This window comes from Agrobacterium sp. LY4, assembly GCF_001526585.1.
Taxonomy (GTDB): Bacteria; Pseudomonadota; Alphaproteobacteria; order Rhizobiales; family Rhizobiaceae; genus Agrobacterium; species Agrobacterium leguminum.
This window is the reverse complement of sequence record NZ_ASYA01000024.1, coordinates 15,701-33,600: the sequence shown is the minus strand read 5'-3', so window position 1 is coordinate 33,600 and position 17,900 is coordinate 15,701. Positions and strand designations below refer to the sequence as shown.

18 protein-coding genes are annotated in these 17,900 nt (G+C 57.1%); 6 read left to right on the top strand and 12 right to left on the bottom strand.

Features of this window, described 5'->3' with window-relative positions:
- Positions 1-213: 213 nt before the first annotated feature.
- Positions 214-837, bottom strand: a complete 624-nt coding sequence (locus tag L904_RS27875) for a hypothetical protein (protein ID WP_156428582.1) — start codon at positions 835-837, stop codon at positions 214-216.
- Positions 834-1,538 carry a hypothetical protein gene (locus L904_RS19655; protein WP_157084224.1) on the bottom strand — a complete coding sequence of 235 codons (705 nt, stop codon included), beginning with the start codon at positions 1,536-1,538 and terminating at the stop codon, positions 834-836. The genes L904_RS27875 and L904_RS19655 overlap by 4 nt, the downstream gene beginning before the upstream one ends.
- Positions 1,539-1,711: 173 nt before the next feature.
- On the opposite strand from L904_RS19655, the gene L904_RS19650 reads away from it, so the two are divergent.
- Both L904_RS19650 and L904_RS19645 read left to right on the top strand, forming a co-directional pair.
- On the top strand, positions 1,712-2,701 hold the full coding sequence (locus L904_RS19650) for a VPA1262 family N-terminal domain-containing protein (RefSeq protein WP_348603700.1): 990 nt from the start codon (positions 1,712-1,714) through the stop codon (positions 2,699-2,701).
- Complete coding sequence (locus L904_RS19645) at positions 2,688-3,149, top strand: hypothetical protein (RefSeq protein ID WP_035262627.1); 462 nt, start codon at positions 2,688-2,690, stop codon at positions 3,147-3,149. The genes L904_RS19650 and L904_RS19645 overlap by 14 nt, the downstream gene beginning before the upstream one ends.
- A gap of 56 nt (positions 3,150-3,205) precedes the next feature.
- Here the strand turns inward: L904_RS19645 and L904_RS19640 are convergent, their stop codons facing one another.
- The 5 genes from L904_RS19640 to L904_RS19620 all read right to left on the bottom strand — a co-directional run bounded on the left by L904_RS19640 (position 3,206) and on the right by L904_RS19620 (position 8,029).
- Entirely contained in the window at positions 3,206-4,210 is a 1,005-nt protein-coding gene (locus L904_RS19640) for an NADP-dependent oxidoreductase (RefSeq protein ID WP_035262624.1), read from the bottom strand.
- 31 nt (positions 4,211-4,241) lie between these two features.
- Entirely contained in the window at positions 4,242-5,105 is an 864-nt protein-coding gene (locus L904_RS19635; RefSeq protein ID WP_051671884.1) for an alpha/beta fold hydrolase, read from the bottom strand.
- Positions 5,106-5,153: 48 nt separating this feature from the next.
- Positions 5,154-5,978: an oxidoreductase gene (locus L904_RS19630; RefSeq protein ID WP_035262621.1), complete on the bottom strand. Its 825-nt coding sequence runs from the start codon at positions 5,976-5,978 to the stop codon at positions 5,154-5,156.
- 113 nt (positions 5,979-6,091) lie between these two features.
- Entirely contained in the window at positions 6,092-7,183 is a 1,092-nt protein-coding gene (locus L904_RS19625) for an alkene reductase (protein WP_035262619.1), read from the bottom strand.
- Between the two features lie 57 nt (positions 7,184-7,240).
- Positions 7,241-8,029, bottom strand: a complete 789-nt coding sequence (locus L904_RS19620) for an SDR family oxidoreductase (RefSeq protein WP_080707297.1) — start codon at positions 8,027-8,029, stop codon at positions 7,241-7,243.
- A gap of 109 nt (positions 8,030-8,138) precedes the next feature.
- Between L904_RS19620 and L904_RS19615 the strand changes: the two genes are divergently transcribed.
- A complete protein-coding gene (locus tag L904_RS19615) occupies positions 8,139-8,687 on the top strand; it encodes a TetR/AcrR family transcriptional regulator (RefSeq protein WP_003504079.1) in 549 nt (182 codons plus the stop codon).
- A gap of 330 nt (positions 8,688-9,017) precedes the next feature.
- Here L904_RS19615 and L904_RS19610 read toward each other — a convergent pair whose 3' ends face one another.
- From L904_RS19610 to L904_RS19595, 4 genes are all read right to left on the bottom strand, one after another.
- Positions 9,018-9,824 carry a GNAT family N-acetyltransferase gene (locus L904_RS19610; protein ID WP_371259691.1) on the bottom strand — a complete coding sequence of 269 codons (807 nt, stop codon included), beginning with the start codon at positions 9,822-9,824 and terminating at the stop codon, positions 9,018-9,020.
- Positions 9,825-9,878: 54 nt separating this feature from the next.
- A complete protein-coding gene (locus L904_RS19605) occupies positions 9,879-10,352 on the bottom strand; it encodes a nuclear transport factor 2 family protein (RefSeq protein WP_035262616.1) in 474 nt (157 codons plus the stop codon).
- Complete coding sequence (locus tag L904_RS19600; RefSeq protein ID WP_035262613.1) at positions 10,349-10,972, bottom strand: pyridoxamine 5'-phosphate oxidase family protein; 624 nt, start codon at positions 10,970-10,972, stop codon at positions 10,349-10,351. The genes L904_RS19605 and L904_RS19600 overlap by 4 nt, the downstream gene beginning before the upstream one ends.
- A 122-nt stretch (positions 10,973-11,094) precedes the next feature.
- Positions 11,095-12,078, bottom strand: a complete 984-nt coding sequence (locus L904_RS19595) for an MBL fold metallo-hydrolase (protein ID WP_035262610.1) — start codon at positions 12,076-12,078, stop codon at positions 11,095-11,097.
- A gap of 303 nt (positions 12,079-12,381) precedes the next feature.
- Here L904_RS19595 and L904_RS19590 point away from each other — a divergent pair, with 303 nt between their 5' ends.
- The 3 genes from L904_RS19590 to L904_RS19580 all read left to right on the top strand — a co-directional run bounded on the left by L904_RS19590 (position 12,382) and on the right by L904_RS19580 (position 15,958).
- Entirely contained in the window at positions 12,382-14,283 is a 1,902-nt protein-coding gene (locus tag L904_RS19590; protein ID WP_035262608.1) for a PAS domain S-box protein, read from the top strand.
- Positions 14,273-14,893 carry a response regulator transcription factor gene (locus L904_RS19585; RefSeq protein WP_035262605.1) on the top strand — a complete coding sequence of 207 codons (621 nt, stop codon included), beginning with the start codon at positions 14,273-14,275 and terminating at the stop codon, positions 14,891-14,893. Before L904_RS19590 ends, L904_RS19585 begins: the two co-directional genes overlap by 11 nt.
- A 393-nt stretch (positions 14,894-15,286) precedes the next feature.
- The gene (locus L904_RS19580) at positions 15,287-15,958 is read left to right on the top strand and encodes a response regulator transcription factor (RefSeq protein ID WP_035262602.1); all 672 of its coding nucleotides are present in this window, start codon (positions 15,287-15,289) and stop codon (positions 15,956-15,958) included.
- Positions 15,959-16,000: 42 nt separating this feature from the next.
- Here L904_RS19580 and L904_RS19575 read toward each other — a convergent pair whose 3' ends face one another.
- Complete coding sequence (locus tag L904_RS19575; RefSeq protein ID WP_196248058.1) at positions 16,001-17,485, bottom strand: sensor histidine kinase; 1,485 nt, start codon at positions 17,483-17,485, stop codon at positions 16,001-16,003.
- Positions 17,486-17,900: the final 415 nt, after the last annotated feature.

The following is a 17,900-nucleotide window of genomic DNA, read 5'->3' as shown; positions in this document are numbered from 1 at the left end:
AGCCGGATGAAACTTCAGTGGCAGGTCATTTTTGACATTGGTTGCGGGGGCCTGATTCTATGGAGACTTGCAAATTCAGCTAGTTAATAAGCGCATCTGCGGAAATCATTTCCACTTGGTCCATTGTGCCCCAACTCGGACATCCACCTCAAGTGACGAACTGACCGATTTGGTGCCAGTTTACCCGCGCACGAGATTTCCCCTTTGCTAAGTCTATCCTTTCACTGTTAACGGGCGAGCAACTGGATCATCACTGAAATGAAGGATTATGTGATCGTTTTCCTCGTCCAGATTCCTTGGCGCCAATTCCGCACCTGAGATTGTCAGGCCCTTGTCGAGCCAATTGGCGAGGAAATTTTTTTCACCATTTCTTTCACCGAGGAAGTACCGAAACTGTGCCTCGGTGATGCGTCCCGCCATAAGATCCAAGAACATCCGTGCAGGAATTCTCACGCTTTCCTGTCGCCCGCTATTCGGATCATTCCTATCTCGAAGTTTACTCTCCATGCTTAGCCCCAGATACCATCCCATTGCCTTCGGTGAAAAACAGCCCTGACGGAATAACGACCTAGCCTGATATCCAGCGAAACGTGGAAGTGGCAAGGCCTCAAGGATTTTCACAAGCGCCACACACGCATTTTCGCCGGTCTCGGTATAGAAGCCCCGAGCCACCCATTTTCGTTCGCTACTCCCCATTCGCAGCTCCGTTCTCGGACTCAGTGCAACGACGCCGTCAATCTTCCGGCTGTGTAATTGGACAAAGCGGTGAATGATCTGCCGCGCAGAAAAATTTCGTCCTCCCGGATCATTTTCCCCGATCTTACCCACGCGGTTCAAAAGGTTGATCCAACATCAGCGACGACGATAACGCGGACTGTTCCTGTTGTCGCCGCGCGGAGTTGATCTGCCTTTCGGCGAAGAAGCGCGAAAAGCGGGTTCTCTTCGAGCGAATAAGCCTGGGGCGGCAAGGATGTCCAGATGTTATGGTATCGGATCTGGCGATAGCTTTTCCATTCCACCTCCACCCAAAGCCCTGGCTCACTTAGAGTGATTTTCTCTGACTTAAATCGATCTTCGCGTACCCATTCCCTCAACCTCTTCCCCAGCTCTTCACTCAACTGAAAATCAGAAGGAGCCAGAACCTGTCGAAAGCTTCGTCCCTCGAGGCGTTTTGTGGTCTCGCCGAAACGAAAATAGAAGTGATGGCCTGCTCCCTTCGACAGCCGGTTGCAGAACTCAGCAATGGAAAGAGCAACGCGATCCATCGCCTCTTCTGGCGAAATCGAATTATCCGTGGCCGCCGCGATTTCAACAGCAACCTGCGTGCCCAACACAATGGTCTCGGAGACAGCATCCGGCCGCCGGTTGTCACCCCACCACTCCGGCTCGATGACGATGTCGCCGGTGTTCGAAATCGCCCACAACATCGCCAATTCCATTTCGCCTGGCAGCGCCTGATCGACTTTCTTCGATTCGAGCCTCTGAACGAGATCGCGGGCTTTTTCTTGATCGAGATAAGCCGAAAGATCATCAAGCATCTGCTGGAGACGCCGCCGAGAGAATACAGGCATCAAGAGAACCCTTGAAATAAGTAACGCTTGTGGCCATGCAACTCCGCCTATTAGGCATCGACGACCTTTTTATTCGTAAATGATTGGAAAAAGCTTGCCCCTTGCGACTTACAACCTGACACGTGCATCTGCCAGTATCAATGATGGCAGGGAGGCCTTCAACCGAATGTGCCAGGGCAGCAGATCGTGAGGGCTGCTCGGTCCATGTCGAACTGGAACTCGGAGCGGAGCTGGTTTTCTCCAAGTTGACTGCCTTACGGCCTGCGGTGTCGGAGACAGTGAGAGCGGTCCCGTTCGATCATTACAAGATATCTGTCTTTGATCCGTCAGGCATGCTGATCCAGTTCGAGGAGCATTCGCTTCTTCTCCGTATCGGTCTCAACATGTCTGCGATGGGACCAACGCTCGCTATCAACGACCCGTTGACTCGCTCGGCGCAGGGACTCGGATCGGAATTGCAAGACCGCGCATCTAAAGTTCGGACGCGATCCACGAACCGATCGATGATCGGCGCGGAAAACGATACGGCCTTCGAGATCCACCGAACCACCATGCGGGCGCTTACGCATAGGCTAGTGCCCCCATCAGGCAGCGACCGCTGGTTTCAACGAGGCATTTCAGAGGAAGTCGGCGTCATCGCTCACTTCAATAGTTTGCTGGATGGCGCGCGCGTTAGCGCCGGCACGATCGTCGATCCTTACTTCGGGATCGATACGCTGAAGCGGGCCATTTTACGGCTCGAGAGTCTGGACATCAATCTGACCGTCGTCACAAGTCTGCTCACATCCGACCCGGAAACAAACGAACCAAATCCAGACCTGCTCAATGAACTGCAAACGGTGCTGCGAGACCTTCGAAGCGACGGCATTCCCAATGCCGCCCGTCGACTAACGGTCCTCAACCTGGTCGATGGACCGCGACAGGCATTCCATGACCGTTATCTTCTGCTTACGCCTCACGAGGGCGAACGTGAGGTCTATCTACTTTCCAACAGCCTGAACCGTATGGCAGGCAAATGGCCGTTCTGCATATCGAGGCTGGAGGGGGCTGCGGCGCGTGACGCAGCGCTCTACATCGATGGACTTACCAAAGGGCGGGACATTTCCGGGTCAACCCATGACGGACGATAGAGCCGATCCAAAGCTCGCGCCCGGTGTCCTCAGAGCCGTCGCTTGGCTGATGGGACGCGAAGGCACGGGAGACGCCAACCATCTACAGCGAGCTTATGTTACAGGACTGCTGCGAAAAGGCGGAGGGCTCTGGAAGAGCGATGGCTCGGTTCTGACGCGCCTTGTCAGGTATCGTGTGCGTTCGGGCAAATTGCCAGAGCATGGCGCTGTTCTGATCGGTATCGGCGAGATGATTGCGTGCAGCCATTCGAATGAGGATGAGATCGAGAGCATCTTGGGTCGGTTGTTTCGGCGCGCTTATCCGGAAACGACCCGACTGCGCTTCCTTCGGCAAGCGCTCGATGCCGTCAGTCCGAAGAAAACTGTACCGCAATCATCGTCGTCAACTGTCTACGAGAAGGATGGCCGGTATGGGGCCGCGAGGAGAATGTCCACTCCTGTCCCATGAGCCATCGAAGCGGACATCATCCTTCGAAAAGAACGACCTGCCTGCTTGCGAGACGGTCATTGTGCAAAGGCAACAACAACCTTCCCCTTGGCGCGCCCGGTTTCGACATAAGCCAAGGCGTCAGCCGTCTGCACAAAAGGGAACACCTTGTCGACGACCGGACGGATGGCGCCGGCGTCGATCAGCTTGGCGATCTCGCTCAATTGCTGCCCTTGCGCGCGCATGAACAGGAAGGAGTAGTCGACGCTGCGGCTCTTTGCCTTTTTCAGAATGCCCCGGCTCAGCATCCGCATAACGAACCGCAAGAACAGGTTCAGTTTCAGGGATTTGGCGAAGGGAACGTCCGGGGGTCCAGAGATCGAAATCAGCTTCCCGCCGGGCTTCAGCACATTCACCGACTTTTCCAGCGTCTTGGCATCCTGGCTGTTCAGCACCAGATCGTAACCGGACAGCAACTGCTCGAAATCCTGCGTCTTGTAGTCGATGACCACATCCGCACCGAGGCTTTTGACAAGCTCGGCATTGGCGGCACTGGTGGTGGTTGCCACGGTGGCGCCAAGATGTTTTGCAAGCTGGATGGCAAACGTGCCGACACCGCCGGAACCGGCCTGAATGAAGACCTTCTGGCCTGGCTTGACCTTGCCCACTTCGACCAGCGCCTGCCAGGCGGTCAGTCCGACCAGCGGGATCGAGGCGGCCTCCTCCATGGAGAGGTTTGTCGGTTTCAGCGCGAGGTCTGCGGCATCGACCGCAATCAACTCTGCAAAGGTGCCTGCCCTGAGATCGCGCGGACGGGCGTAGACCTCGTCGCCCGCCTTGAACTGCCGCACATTGGCGCCGACGTGCAAGACCGTTCCGGCCAGATCGTGACCGAGAATGAAGGGTGGACGATAGGGCAGGAACAGCTTGAACTCGCCATCGCGCACCTTGGAATCCAGAAGGTTGATCGCTGTGGCCTCAATGCGAACCAGCACATCATTGGCACCGATCTGAGGTTCGGGCATGTCGGCCAGACGAAGCGCGCCCTTCTTCTTGTATTTGTCGACGACGAAGGCTTTCACGGGTTTTCTCCAGTGTGAAACGAGTGTCAGGTCAGGCAGCCAGGAAAGCCAGGGCTTTCGGTACGAACTGGGCATGGTATTGGAATATCCCGCCATGGCTGGCATCCTCGTAGATCACGAGTTCGGCGTTGGGGATGCGCCGCGCCATATCGCGGCTGTTGGATGTTGGCACCATGATGTCATTGTCCCCGTTGGCCACGAGAACGGGAATGTGGATGCGTCCCAGATCCTGCGGTGTCTGACGGCCCCAGGTCTTGATGGCGCTAAGCTGGCGCAGGAATGCGCGTGGTGTCGGCTCCTCGTCGCAATCGATCTGGCGCTCTTTGAGGCGTGCCAGAAAGTCCTTCGCTGCCCGGCGGCCATTGGTTGACGACGTGAAGAACAGGTAGGTCTTGGGGTCCTGCAAGGTCAGCATGCCCTTGATGATCAAAGGCCAGGAGACGGCTCCGACCCTTGCAATACCCGTTCCGCCGGCAGGTCCCGTGCCGGTGAGGATCAGCTTGCGCACCAGGTCGGGCGCTTTCAGCACAATATCCTGAGCGACGAAGCCGCCAAGTGAGAAGCCCATGAGGTCAACCGTGGTGAAGCCCAGCTCACTGATGACGGCGATGACATCGCGGGCCATTTCATCGATCGTGACTGGCGCCGTTCCGCTGGAAAGGCCGATCCCCTGATAGTCCAGCGCAATGATATGGTGAGAGACAGCAAGCCCATCGACAATGCGCGGGTCGAAATTATCCAGCACGGCGCCCCAGTGATTGAGAAGAACCAGCGGAACGCCGCCGCGCGGGCCAAGCTCGCGATAGGCAAAGCGGATGTTGCCTGCCATGATGAAGCGGTTGGGAGCATCGCGGTAGCGATATGTCGATGCAGTCTTGATCGATGCGTAGGTCATGATGGCTCTGCCTTGCCCGCACGCGGGCCGGTACGTGAATGGATAATCTCAGGCGATGTTGAACTGCTTGCGCAGGATGCGATCGAACAGCGCACGCGGCAGGAAACGCCGGGCAAACGAGGTCTGTCGGGCAGCCTTGCCAGAGGGGTAGCGCAGCCGCGGCTTCCGGGCCTGCGCTGCCGCAAGGATGGTCGCTGCGACATCCTCCGCCGTGTCGCCAGCCGCCATCGCTGCATTGAACGCGGCCTGGTAGCGGGCGAATACCTCGCGATAGGCGGCAACCGGGCGGTCGCCCTGCGGTGAGTTGGCTTCGATGGAGGTCTTCGTCGCCCATGGCTCGATGACGGCGACCCGGATACCGAACGGTCGCGCCTCATGGTCCAGGGATTCGGAATAGCCCTCGATTGCGTGTTTGCTTGCCGTGTAATACGCGCCGAAGGGACCAGGAATAAGCCCAACGACCGAACCGATGTTCAGAATCCGTCCAGCACCCTGCTGACGCATGATCGGAAGGACTGCGTTCGTCACCCGCACGACGCCCAGAAAGTTGGTGTCGAACAGCGCGCGAACCTGCTCGATCGAACTTTCCTCCGCGGCCCCGGATACGGCGTAGCCGGCATTGTTGACGAGTAGGTCGATGCGGCCGAGTTCCACATGTGCCAGAGCCACGGCGGCGGCAACGGAAGCGTCCGAGGTCACGTCGCAAGCGATCATTCTGATGCCATCGCGGATCTCGCCGGGTGCCGCCTTGCGGCTTGTGCCGATCACCCGGTAGCCCGCGCGGCTAAGCGCCAATGCCGCCGCCTTGCCGATACCGCTGGAGGCGCCGGTCACGAATGCAGTCTTCTGTTCTTTTGATGCAACGGTCGCCATAGCGTTCTTCTCGATCTGGCGCGCGACATCCGGCCGCGCTGCTTTTGATTGTCAGGGATTGGTGATGGTGATCGGCATCACAGGGGCCGCACCGAAATGAGACCCCTGATCGCTCAAATGCCCGAAGTGTCGGTAAAGCGCGGATAGTCGGTATAACCCGCAGCACCTCCGCCGTAGATCGTCGTCGGATTGATCTCAGCCAGCGGCGCGCCGCTTTGCAGTCGCTCCACGAGATCCGGATTGGCAATGAAGGGACGACCGAAGGCGATGAGATCCGCCTTGTCATCGGCCAGATGCAAAGTCGCAAGGTCGAGATCATAGCCATTGTTGGCGATATACGTCTTGCTGAAGCGGCCGCGCAGCGATCCGTAATCGAAGGGTGCGACGTCGCGCGGCCCACCGGTGGCACCTTCAACGACATGAATGTAGGCGATGCCGAGCGCATCGAGCTGATCGACGATATAGTTGTATTGCGTCTGGGGATCGCTGGAGGAGATACCGTTGGCGGGTGAGACTGGCGAAATCCGGATGCCGGTGCGCTCAGCGCCGATTTCCTGCGCCACCGCAGCGGTGACTTCGAGCATCAGGCGCGCGCGGTTTTCGACGGAACCGCCATAGGCATCGGTGCGGACATTGGCGCCGTCCTTTGCGAACTGCTCCAGCAGATAGCCATTGGCCCCGTGAACCTCGACGCCATCGAAGCCCGCCTCGATGGCATTGGCTGCGGCCTTGCGGAAATCGCTGACGATGCCGGGAAGCTCATCAAGCTCAAGGGCACGCGGCTCCGATACGTCGGCGAAACCGTTGTTCACGAACGTTTTGGTCCCGGCACGGATCGCCGAGGGTGCGGCCGGTGCGTCACCGCCAAGAAGATCAACATGGCTGATGCGACCGACATGCCAGAGCTGAACGAAGATCCGTCCGCCCTTGGCATGAACCGCGTCGGTAACCTTGCGCCAGCCCTCAATCTGCTCAGGCGTGTAGAGGCCGGGCGTATCCTGGTAGCCTTGGGCCTGCCTGGAAACCTGCGTCGCTTCAGTGATAATCAGTCCGGCGCTTGCGCGCTGGGCATAATATTCCGTGGCGAGATCGCTCGGCACGAGGCCCGCTGCGGCGCGATTGCGCGTGAGGGGCGCCATAACGACGCGGTTTGCAAGGGTGATGCCGCCGAGAGCGTAGGGTTCGAAAAGTGTCTTGTCGATCATGATTTACCTATATTGTTGCCGCAGAAACGGCCATCTATCGGGATGGGCGCACGCGCTTTAGGCAGGGTTACGGTAACGTTCGCCAGGCAGTGCATTACCGAAGTTGGCCATCATGGTCTTGCGGGCGAGGTCGAATGCGTCCCACTGGCCGGCGTCGGGAAGCGGCGGGATAGTAACCGGCTCACGGCGGTCGAACCCGACCAAGGCCGCATCGACCAGATCGCCCACTTCCATCACGTTGTTCATTTTGCTGACGTCAGCGCCGACATGGTCCCATATTTCGGTCCGGGTCGTGGCAGGAAGAACGGCCTGGATGTAGACACCCTTCGGCCCAAGTTCTTGCGCAAGTCCCTGTGACAGGAAAAGAACGAAAGCCTTGGTCGCGCCGTAGACCGTCATGCCGAATTCCGGGGCAAGGCCAACGACCGAACCGATAGTGACGATCGCACCCTCACCGGCCTCGGCAAGACGCGGAGCGATGGCCCTGGCAAGCCGGACAAGTGCGGTCGCGTTGAGCGCAACGAGCTTGGTCATGTCATCGATGCTCTGATCGATGAAGGTCCCGCCGATCGCCGTTCCGGCATTGTTGACGAGAATGCCGATGCGCGCATCGTCACGCAGCCTAGTCTCGACCTTGGCGAGATCCGTCGCCTGGGTGAGATCCGCCTGGAGGGTAACGACCGTCACACCGGTTTCCTGGCGCAGACGGCTCGCAAGCGTCTCCATACGCACCACGTCTCGGGCGACCAGCACCAGATCGTGTCCGCGGCGTGCAAAGCGTTCGGCATAGGTTGCGCCAATGCCCGTGGAGGCGCCGGTGATCAGGACTGTAGGAATTTGGCTCATTGGATTGCTCTTTTCTCTAACTGACCTTATATTCATGACGATCATCATGATTGAGTTAAATATGATGACCATCATGTAAATGTCAACAGCCGTCGTGGAGAATTTTGAAATGAAGGTCAGCCGAGAACAGATGGCGGAAAACCGACGCCGAATTCTGGATGTCGCCAGCCGGTTGTTTAAGGACAAGGGGTTCGAGGCTGTAAGCGTCGCGGAGGTCATGAAAGCAGCCGGCATGACCCATGGCGGCTTTTACGGCCACTTCACCTCAAAAGACGATCTGGTGGCGCAGACCCTTGCGCACGCCCTCGGCGCAGACAGTTTTGAAGGTGGCGGGTTCAGCGATTTCGTCCGCTCCTATCTGGCGCCGCGTCACCGGGATAATCCCGGTAATGGATGCCCGACGGCAGGCCTGGCGGCTGCCATTCGTCACCAGACGCCCGCGGCGAAAGCCGTCATGGCCGAGGGACTGCGCTCCCAAGTCGCACGTATTGAGCAGGCGCTTCCGGACGGGGGTTCGGCCGGTGCCCGCCGCGCGGCGATCGGGAGCTGGGCGGCCATGATCGGAGCCGTCATCCTCGCTAGGGCAGTTGACGATCCTGACTTGTCTGACGAGGTTCTTGAGCAGACGCGCGCTTGGATCGACGCAAATGTCGGCTAGGAGCATCAGAGAAGTGCGCATTTCAAGTGCCTGATCTACGTCTGCTTCGAGGAAACGATCGAATTTGACGTGACGACCGACATGGGGGCGCGAAGCGGTAACTATTCCGCTCTTACGCCCTAAGCGGGAGGCCAGCGGAGTGCTGCATAGAGGCTTGAGGCGCAACATAAGAGAGATGGCGGTTCACTATGTCGTCGGGGAAGACCTCCAGGCATCATCACCTGCGATGATCAGGACGCGGTGTAGTTGCCCTCAAACCGTTGAGGAACAGGCTTTTGTGTGACGATCCAGAAAATCACCCGCTGGCCTGAAAGAAGATCGCCAGATGTGCTAAAGCTTGAAGTTCTTCCGGTTGTACGCGTGCTGGAAGCCCATTTTTCTGAGGTTGTCATAGGAGATATTGAGCTTGCCAGCCGAGGGTACTTCTGTTTCGACGACGAACGTCAAAACGCCCTGTGCGATACCGTAGTCGGTGCGAGCCTGGATGAGCGCCTTTTGAACGCCCCGGTTCCGAAACTCGGGGACTGTGGTACCGCCACCGAGCCACGCATATGAACCCGAGACGTACATGGCGCCGGTGCCGATAGGCGTTTCATCATCAAGAGCGAAAAAACACGACCAGCCCTCTTTACCCACAATGGCGGACCAGAGGGCGGTCAGGCTTGGCGGGAAGTTGAAACCCTTGCACATCATCGATCCGAAGAGCAGGGCTTCGTCGCCTTGAACTTTTCGGGTGCGCTCACTGACCGGCGCATCGAGGTTGCTAAAAGGCGCGCTGCGGGTAAGCTTTGCCCATCCGGGACTGTGCTCGGGCAGCCCCTTGGTCTGGATCCAGTTTCTCACCTCGTCCGAGACAGCGTCCACATTCAATTGCAGGAAGCGGTTCCCCGCCTTTGCTCGCATCCAATGATATGCTTTGTCCAGATCTTCGACAGAGCCCAGCCCCAGAACACGATTTAGGCCGATCGCCGGTGCGCTTGGCAACGAGATCGTGCATCCGCCGTTGATGACAAGGCATCCGAAATCCTCCTCAGCCCGGAGATGTTCGGGTGAAAGCCTGTGCAGGCTGACGAAGGCATCGGCCTCAATGGCGTCTTCGTGCATTGGGAAAATGCGTTCTGAAAACCGAGGATCCAAGACAGGCTCCTGAGCCGCTGCCGTTGAGGGCAAAGAGAGACTGGCTGTGCTCGACTAAAAACCGAGGTCGCTGAGACCGGGGTAATCATCTGGCCTGCGGCCAAGCGGCCAGCGGAAGCTGCGGTCGGCGGCCGGAATAGGCCGGTCGTTAATGCTGGCATAGCGCCTTTGCATCAGGCCACGATCGTCGAACTCCCAGTTCTCGTTCCCGAACGATCGGAACCAGTTGCCACTGTCGTCATGCCACTCGTAGGCAAATCTGACGGCGATCCGATTGCTGCCGAACGCCCAGAGTTCCTTGATCAATCGGCAATCCAGCTCTCGCCGCCATTTTGCCGAAAGAAACGCAAGGATTGCTTCCCGTCCGGTCACAAATTCAGCGCGGTTTCGCCATTGGCTGTCTACGCTGTAAGCCAAAGCGACCCTGGCAGGGTCGCGGCTGTTCCAGCCGTCCTCGGCAAGCCTGACTTTCTCGGTTGCGCTCTCGAATGTAAAACGGGGAAGAGGTGATCGTTCAGCTTCGATCATGGTTCGGGGCTCTCCAGACGCGCGCGCAAGGTGGCGTTCTCGGTTTCCAGTCGCTGCAGCCGCTCACGAAGAGGAGCGACCGCCTGTTCAATCTGTTGCTCGGTGTAGCGTGGAGTGATGTGCTGCGGGCAGTTCCAATCGAACGCCTCGAGCCGGAGCTTGAAAATCCGCTCAGCCCTTCCTTTGTACGTCGGGTCGGACACCAGTTCCGTGAGTTCCTGGTCAGCGTCAAGCGCAAGTCGCTCCACATAGGCATAGATTTTGAGCCGAGCCCGCCGCACATAATCCATCAGGAACAGACAGGCCCGATCGTTGGCCGCAAAATTGCCGGCGCTGATGTACTGACGGTTGCCCCGGTAGTCGGCGAAGGCCATTGTTCGCTGATCTATGACCTTGAGGAAGCCGACATTCCCTCCACGATGCTGAACGTATGGCCAACCCGTTTCGGAGACCGATGCCATGTAGAAGCTGTCACATGAGGCAATGAAGGCGATCTCGTCTTCGGTGAAGGTGTCTGAAGGGCGGCTGTCACTGCCCAGCCAAATCTGCTCTACGCCCATCTCAGCCTGGGCGGCCCTGACGCTAGGCGTCACAGCGACCTCAAGGAAATGATATGGCATGCCTAATCTCCTTGCTCAGCCAGGCTTTCATGGGCATCCCCGTGCGAGCCTGGATCTACCCATTTGGCAAGCCGAATTCTGGGCTTGGCAATCTCTGCCTTCAAGGTCGCCAAGTGCGGAAGTCAGTCCTGCAAGGCCCAGTCTGCGACTTCCCAACGCATCTGCCCGCGATCGGAGACGACACGGCCGAGCCCAGGGAACGGCATGTGCGTGGCGGCGATGAGCGCTCCCTCCGATGCGGCACGCGGAAGGAAGCGATCGCGCATGGCCTTCGCAGCGGCACGGTCCTGCTCGAACAGGAAGAACACATCTGTCGCGGCCGGGTGCACGACCGGAAAAATCATGTCCGAAACCATGATCAGGCTCTTGCCGCCATCTTCGATCCGCACGCCGATATGGCCGGGCGTATGGCCGGTCAGATCGACGATCGAAACGCCCGGCGCGATTTCCCGCTCTCCGTCGATCGCCTGGAGCCTGGGATATAGCCGCACGACCTCCTCTGCCATTCTGAAGCTGGTCTGTAGAAAGTCAGGCGCTCCGTTGCGTTTGGCCGGATCGGTCCAATGGGTGACATCGCGACGATCGATGTAAAGCTCGGCTTCCGGGTATTGGTTCTTGCCTCCCAGGACCAGCCCGCCCATGTGGTCCTGGTGCATATGCGTCACGATGACAGCGTCGATCTGGCTGGGCTTCAGACCGAGCGCAGCGAGTGCCTGAGGTAATTGTCCGGTCTGTCCGATCGAGCCTGCCGCACCAGCATCGATCAGGATGCGGCGCTCCCCATCCTCGACGAGATACTGATTGAAGAGGAACCGAACTCCACTCGGCCGGGCGGTAAACTGTGCGCTTGCCGCCTTTTCGACCTCGGGCGCCGAGCGTCCCGGAAAGTAGTCATAGGGCATGTCTGCATACCCGTCCGTCAGCGCCGTCACGGTGAACCGTCCGATGCGGATCTGTGCGAGCGGGGTCACCGTAGCAGGTGCGCTTGCCGCCTCCCGCGTCGCCGCATGGACAGAGGAGGAACTTATCAGGCTGCCGCCGAAAAGGCTCCCCGCGATGAGGCCGATCGGCAGGGTGCCGAAGGCGCGACGTGAAAGTTGAGGCATGGGAGTTCCTCCGGATCGATCGACGATGTTGGTAGTGTTGGCAAATGCGTAGGTATGGCTGCTGCGGTCGGAACAGGCGCTTCAACCTGGGCCGGGATGGGCGGCCACTTGGGCTAACCCACTCGGTTTTATTGTGAATAGACCGGTTCAAGCCTGCTCTCAATTGCGATCTAGGTCACATAGAACTAGACCAAGGCAGTGCGAAAATAGACCTTCGTCTATCAATCTCGCCTAACGCGGCGTCGCGAAACCGCGTAACCTGAAGCAGGGCGGTTGCGCCGCGCATACCGGTGAGGGACAAAGTTGGACAAGCACAAGGAAGCCGATGCGATCATCGATTTGATCCCAGCAATGGCATGGTCGGCTACGTCCGACGGCATGCTCGACTTCGCCAGTCAGCACTTTCTCGAATATGTCGGCTTGCCACTCGCAGAGATAGCCGGGGAGAATTTCTATCGGCTGTTCCACCCGGCCGACACCACCCGCCTGGCCTTCGAGTGGCGGAGCATCATGGCTGCCAAGACGGGAAGGGAAGTCGAGGGTCGGCTCAGGCGCGCGGACGGCGAATACCGCTGGTGCTCCCTCCGGCAAAAACCTCGGCTGGATTCTGAGGGAAACGTTGCCAAATGGTACGGGGTCGTTCTCGATATAGAAGATCGCAAACGAGCTGAAGATGCGCTCAAGGAGACGAAGTCTGCGCTTGCGGCAAGCGAAGAGAACCTCAGGCTCATCATCAATTCGCTTCCGGTGCTCGTGTGGTCAGCGCGCCCGGACGGGAGCGCCGATTTCGTCAACCAGAGTTGGTTGGACTATGCCGGGCGGCCTGCCGACCAGATCCTCGAATGGGGTTTTCTGGATCTCTATCATCCCGACGATATTCCCGAGATGGTGGAAATCTGGAAGCGCGACCTCGAATGTTCAGATCATACCCGGTTGAAAGGACGCATTCGGGGTGCTGATGGGCAGTACCGCTGGTTCTATTTCTCAGGCCGAAAGCTGACGGATGCGAATGGCGTCGTGCGCTGGTTCGGTGTCAATATCGACATCGAGAATCTGCAGCGGGCCGAGATCGCTCTAAAAGAGAGTGAGGCGGCGCTAAGGGAGAGCGAACAAAAACTCAAGCTCATCATCAACACGATCCCTGCCATGGCCTGGTCATGTACGCCCGACGGGCAGCTCGAATACTGGAACCAGCATCTCACCAACTTCGTCGGACTGCCTTTCGAGGAGATTGTCGGCTTCGGCTTCTATCGCATGTTTCATCCCGATGACGTCGAACGGATGCGTGAGAGTTGGGAAGAGGTTGTCGCGACGAAACAACCTAAGCCAGTAGACGCCCGTATCAGACGGTTCGACGGCCAATACAGGTGGTTCAACCTGCAGCAAAGCCCCCTGCTCGATCCGGAAGGAAATGTGGTCCGATGGTACGGCGTCGTTGTCGACATCGAGGATCGCAAACAGGCGGAAGAGTCTCTTCGCCAGAGCCAGAGCCACCTTGCGCACGTTACACGGTTGACGACCATCGGCGAGCTGGCGGTTTCCATTGCGCACGAGATCAATCAGCCGCTCATGGCGATCGTGACGAATGCCGGAACCTGCCTCCGCTGGCTTAAGGACGGACATACAGATCTGGAACAGGCTCGTCTGGCCGCGGAACGCATCGTGCATGATGGCCACCGCGCCGGCGAGATCGTCGCCAGCATACGCGGGATGGCCCGGAGATCGCCGGTGCGGATGGAAAGGATCGACTTCAAGCGGGCGCTACGTGATGTGCTTTTTCTTCTTCGGGAAGAATTGCAATCGCGAGGTTTGCAGATCGTCATGGACCTCACGCCAGAACCCGTCGATATCTTGGGCGACCGCACCCAGTTACAGCAGGTTCTTCTCAATCTGATCATGAACAGCGCTGAAGCAACACCTCGTGGCGCCGAAGCGGTCATGACAGTCAGTTGTAGGCAAGGTCCAGAGGGCGAAGTCGAGGTTAGTGTTTCCGACACAGGTTGTGGCATACCGCCGGAACAGCTCGAGCAGGTATTTGAGCCATTCTATACGACGAAATCTGACGGGATAGGGATGGGTCTTTCTATCTGCCGCTCCATTGTTGAAGCTCACGGCGGGCGGATCTGGGCCACAACCAATCATCCTCGCGGAAGCTCATTCACCTTCACGCTCTCGAATTCCAAGGACGCAGCCGTTGATCGATGACAGGAAGAACAGGCAACCCACTGTCATCGTCATAGATGACGATCAAAGCGTGCGCGAAGCCCTAAAGGGCCTCTTCGAGTCCGTCGGGCTCGCCGCTGAGGTACACGGCTCGATTAAGGATTTCATAGCTGCAGACGATCCCGAAAAGGCCGGTTGCATCGTCCTCGACATCCGCCTTCCCGGTCAGAGCGGACTGGAGTTTCAGGAGGTTTTGGCGAAGAGCGATCTTCCCCGGTCCGTAGTCTTGATCAGCGCCCATGTCGATGTGCCCATGGCGGTGCGGGCGATGAAGGCGGGTGCCATTGACGTTCTCAGTAAGCCGGTCCGTGAGCAGGATCTGCTAGACGCCGTCAACCGCGCAATCGCCAATGACGCCGCTCGCCGCGATGAAAAAGCAGCGAAAGCTGCCACCCAAGCACGGTATATGACGCTGACTGAACGCGAGCGACAGATTTTGACATTGGTGATCGCCGGTAAACTGAACAAGCAGATTGCAGCAGAGCTGCAGCTTGCAGAGCCAACGGTGAAGCTACACAGAGGCCACATGATGCGAAAGATGAAGGCAACATCAGTCGCCCACCTTGTCAAACTCGCTGGTGACCTGTTGTAGGTGAAATCGACGGCTGCTGGCTCGCCAGGTGCTGTCATTTTCGCGAGCGACTGCCACATATATGATTTCCTTTGGCGCGAAGGCGACAGGGCTCCTTTCCAAGACGATGTCTGCTTCCAGGCAGGGGCAACGACTTGCCTTATGACAGTTAAGCGGGCGCGTTGCCGACGTTCAACCGCCGCGCGCCAAAGGACACGCCAAACCGCACCATCAGGAAATGTCGCGCGCGCTGACACGCAATTCCACGGAATTGCCATCAAATAACACGAAATGATTAATCCGGCAGTAATACTTTAGCCTCGCTTTTCCGTAAATATATTCACTTATAGCGAGTTGTTTACACCGATTCTATTGTGGTATCTTCTCAGTCAAAATAAGTGTGAGGCGGCATCAATGTCATCACCTGTCAGCGTACCTGTATCCGTCGCGTTTGTGGACGATCACCCTATTCTTCTTGAAGGGCTTGTAAGTCTTTACTCGAACAAAAAAGATCTCAAAATTGTTGGTCAGGGCCACAACGCTGTAGATGCAATCAAAATCACTGAACAGCTTTCGCCTGACGTCATCGTCGTTGATCTCAGCATGCCCGGCGACTCGATGGCGGCGATTGAGGTGATTGTTCAGACAATGCCGGGAACCAAGGTCGTAATCTTCACGGCGACCTCCAGCATCGAGACAGCGATCAAAGCTCTCAATTGTGGCGTTTCCGGTTACGTACTTAAAGGAAGCAGTTCAACAGACCTTCACGACGCAATTATTGCCGCGCACAACGGCGAGACATATATGACGCCTGGCTTCGCAACGAGGGTCATCATGTCGATGAAAGCGGCAGAGGCGAGACAGAAAGCTATACAGCAGAAGCGCTTAAGCGTTCGCGAAGAACAGATTGTCTCCTACCTCATGAGAGGGCAGACAAATCGTGAAATAGCCAGAAGTCTCGACATAAGCGAAAAAACGGTCAAACATTACATGACGATCCTGATGCAGAAGCTCGACGTACGAAATCGTGTCGAGGCCGTTCTCGCCGCACAAAAAATCGGTGGGCCACGCGATCTCTTCAACTAGGATGACGCCCAAAATTTCCACAGCCTCTGCGCCAGACGGCCGCTAGATCATCTCGTCCGACGAAAGCTGATTGATGGGCAAAACTGCGACAATGATTGTTCCCGCCGCGCGCCTGAATATCCGCATTTTCCCGCCAAATGACCTTACACGTCGCTTCTGACTGGTCAAACCAAGTTTCACTCGGGCTGCCGCATTTTGATCTGGACGCACAACACGCTCCCCCACATCAGCCACCACGATAATGAGTTTGTTATCGTGGATGCGGTATCGTACCCTCTGCCTGTTATTGGCCGCGTGTCGGAATGCATTCATCAACCCTTCCTGAATAAAGCGATAGACACAGACATTCAGGTGGGGTTGGTACATCTCGTGCGGTATCAGGCCGTCCATCTCAACGGGAAACGCTGTGAGATCCCTGTAGCGTGCCACGGCGAGCTTTATTGTTTCACTTAAGCTGAGTTCGTCAAGTTCAGGCAATGAGAGGCCGGCGGAGATTTTGCGCAGATCCGCAAGAACGCCTGAGACGAAATTCAACAGCTTTTCAAGATCAGGGTTGACCTTCCTTCCGCTTAAGCGCTGCTCTGCAATCATATCGCTCAGGCGAAGACTTATAAGGGTGAGAACCTGCACTGGGCCATCATGCAGATCGTTGCCAATCTGGTCGAGTATCTTCTCATTCAGCTTGCCGGCTTCGAGTCTGGCATAGTCTGCTGCTTTCCTCAGCTTGTCGTTTTGCTCCCACAGATCCAGGGCGTTCAGGAGGTTCGCCTCGATCGCTCGCTTTTGACGGGCAATCAGCCGGCTTGCTGTTAGTGCCATGAGATACAACAATCCAAGCATTGGCAAAGCCACGCCGGCCACAATCAGGAATGTTCCGCGCCGCGCAGAGCGAAGCTCAGCGATCAAATAATTCGGTTCTTCGTAAAACTCTCCAACGAGAATGACCTTGCCATTCCGGTCACGAAGAAGGGGCGCGTAGACCTCTAACAGAAGGTTCTGCTTTTCCTCGCCGGTATAAACATGTTTCTCCACCTCCGTACGGGATACAACGATCTCACCTGACAAGGCCGACCTCAACTCATCGAACACTCTTGGATGGTCGATTTTTTGATCGTTTGTCGCATAGAATATACTGCCATCGGCCCGCCAAAGTTTGATCGTGCGAACGTGCTGACCGATAGGCCCTGTGCCGAGCAGGTTTTCGAGGTGCGAGACCAGGACAGGGTCAATCGTGTCCTTGTGGAGATCAGCCTCCTTGATAAGGGGAGAAACAAAGGTTTCGAGATAAAGAGCTCCAACCCCGCCAGCTCCAGCGAGCATGGCGCGTTCAACCCGATCGGCAGACCAGAACGTAAGGCACGACATCAACACAATCACGATCGGTGACATCAGGATCATGAATTGTGTCGAAAGATGCAGATCCCGGAACCAGTCTGTCAAACGTCGCAAGGACGATCTCCATTTTCCAGGAGATCCACTATGCGATTTTGCTTCTTCACCAGTATCGTCAGACAGCGAATGTCTCATGTCCCAACCTGCTGATGTTCGATGCACAAACCTCGTCGAACTCGCATTCATGAGAGACCGAAAGGTCCCGGATTTAAGCTTCGACAAGATTCAGGCAGGCATACTCTGCTACGATTATATAATTATTTCAGCAATTTAACTTAAAATTCGGAATTTCGCAAGATCACGTCACCCTTGGGCTGAGGACCACCAGACCAAGGTCCGATGAACTGTTGGGACCAATGGGCCTGAAAGAACTGGACCATGTGAAGTGTTCTTACGCAAGCGTTTCATGCAACCTGAGATCATGAAGGCTAGGGGAATCTCCCTCCGAGCGAATGGAGGAGATTGTGATTGTGCCTGGTGGCCAATCGGAAACATTCAAAGCCTCCATCCAATGTAACGGCGTTTTAGCGCTTAAGCGCTTCGGAGGGGA

What these genes read in the sequence shown, in the direction of transcription:
- L904_RS19575 (WP_196248058.1), bottom strand. Translation starts at nt 17,485, where the DNA reads ATGAGACATTCGCTGTCTGACGATACTGGTGAAGAAGCAAAATCGCAT.
- L904_RS19615 (WP_003504079.1), top strand. Translation starts at nt 8,139, where the DNA reads ATGAAGGTCAGCCGAGAACAGATGGCGGAAAACCGACGCCGAATTCTG.
- L904_RS19580 (WP_035262602.1), top strand. Translation starts at nt 15,287, where the DNA reads ATGTCATCACCTGTCAGCGTACCTGTATCCGTCGCGTTTGTGGACGAT.
- L904_RS19635 (WP_051671884.1), bottom strand. Translation starts at nt 5,105, where the DNA reads ATGACCTACGCATCGATCAAGACTGCATCGACATATCGCTACCGCGAT.
- L904_RS19595 (WP_035262610.1), bottom strand. Translation starts at nt 12,078, where the DNA reads ATGCCTCAACTTTCACGTCGCGCCTTCGGCACCCTGCCGATCGGCCTC.
- L904_RS19650 (WP_348603700.1), top strand. Translation starts at nt 1,712, where the DNA reads ATGATGGCAGGGAGGCCTTCAACCGAATGTGCCAGGGCAGCAGATCGT.
- L904_RS19605 (WP_035262616.1), bottom strand. Translation starts at nt 10,352, where the DNA reads ATGATCGAAGCTGAACGATCACCTCTTCCCCGTTTTACATTCGAGAGC.
- L904_RS19625 (WP_035262619.1), bottom strand. Translation starts at nt 7,183, where the DNA reads ATGATCGACAAGACACTTTTCGAACCCTACGCTCTCGGCGGCATCACC.
- L904_RS19620 (WP_080707297.1), bottom strand. Translation starts at nt 8,029, where the DNA reads ATGAGCCAAATTCCTACAGTCCTGATCACCGGCGCCTCCACGGGCATT.
- L904_RS19655 (WP_157084224.1), bottom strand. Translation starts at nt 1,538, where the DNA reads ATGCTTGATGATCTTTCGGCTTATCTCGATCAAGAAAAAGCCCGCGAT.
- L904_RS19630 (WP_035262621.1), bottom strand. Translation starts at nt 5,978, where the DNA reads ATGGCGACCGTTGCATCAAAAGAACAGAAGACTGCATTCGTGACCGGC.
- L904_RS19645 (WP_035262627.1), top strand. Translation starts at nt 2,688, where the DNA reads ATGACGGACGATAGAGCCGATCCAAAGCTCGCGCCCGGTGTCCTCAGA.
- L904_RS19600 (WP_035262613.1), bottom strand. Translation starts at nt 10,972, where the DNA reads ATGCCATATCATTTCCTTGAGGTCGCTGTGACGCCTAGCGTCAGGGCC.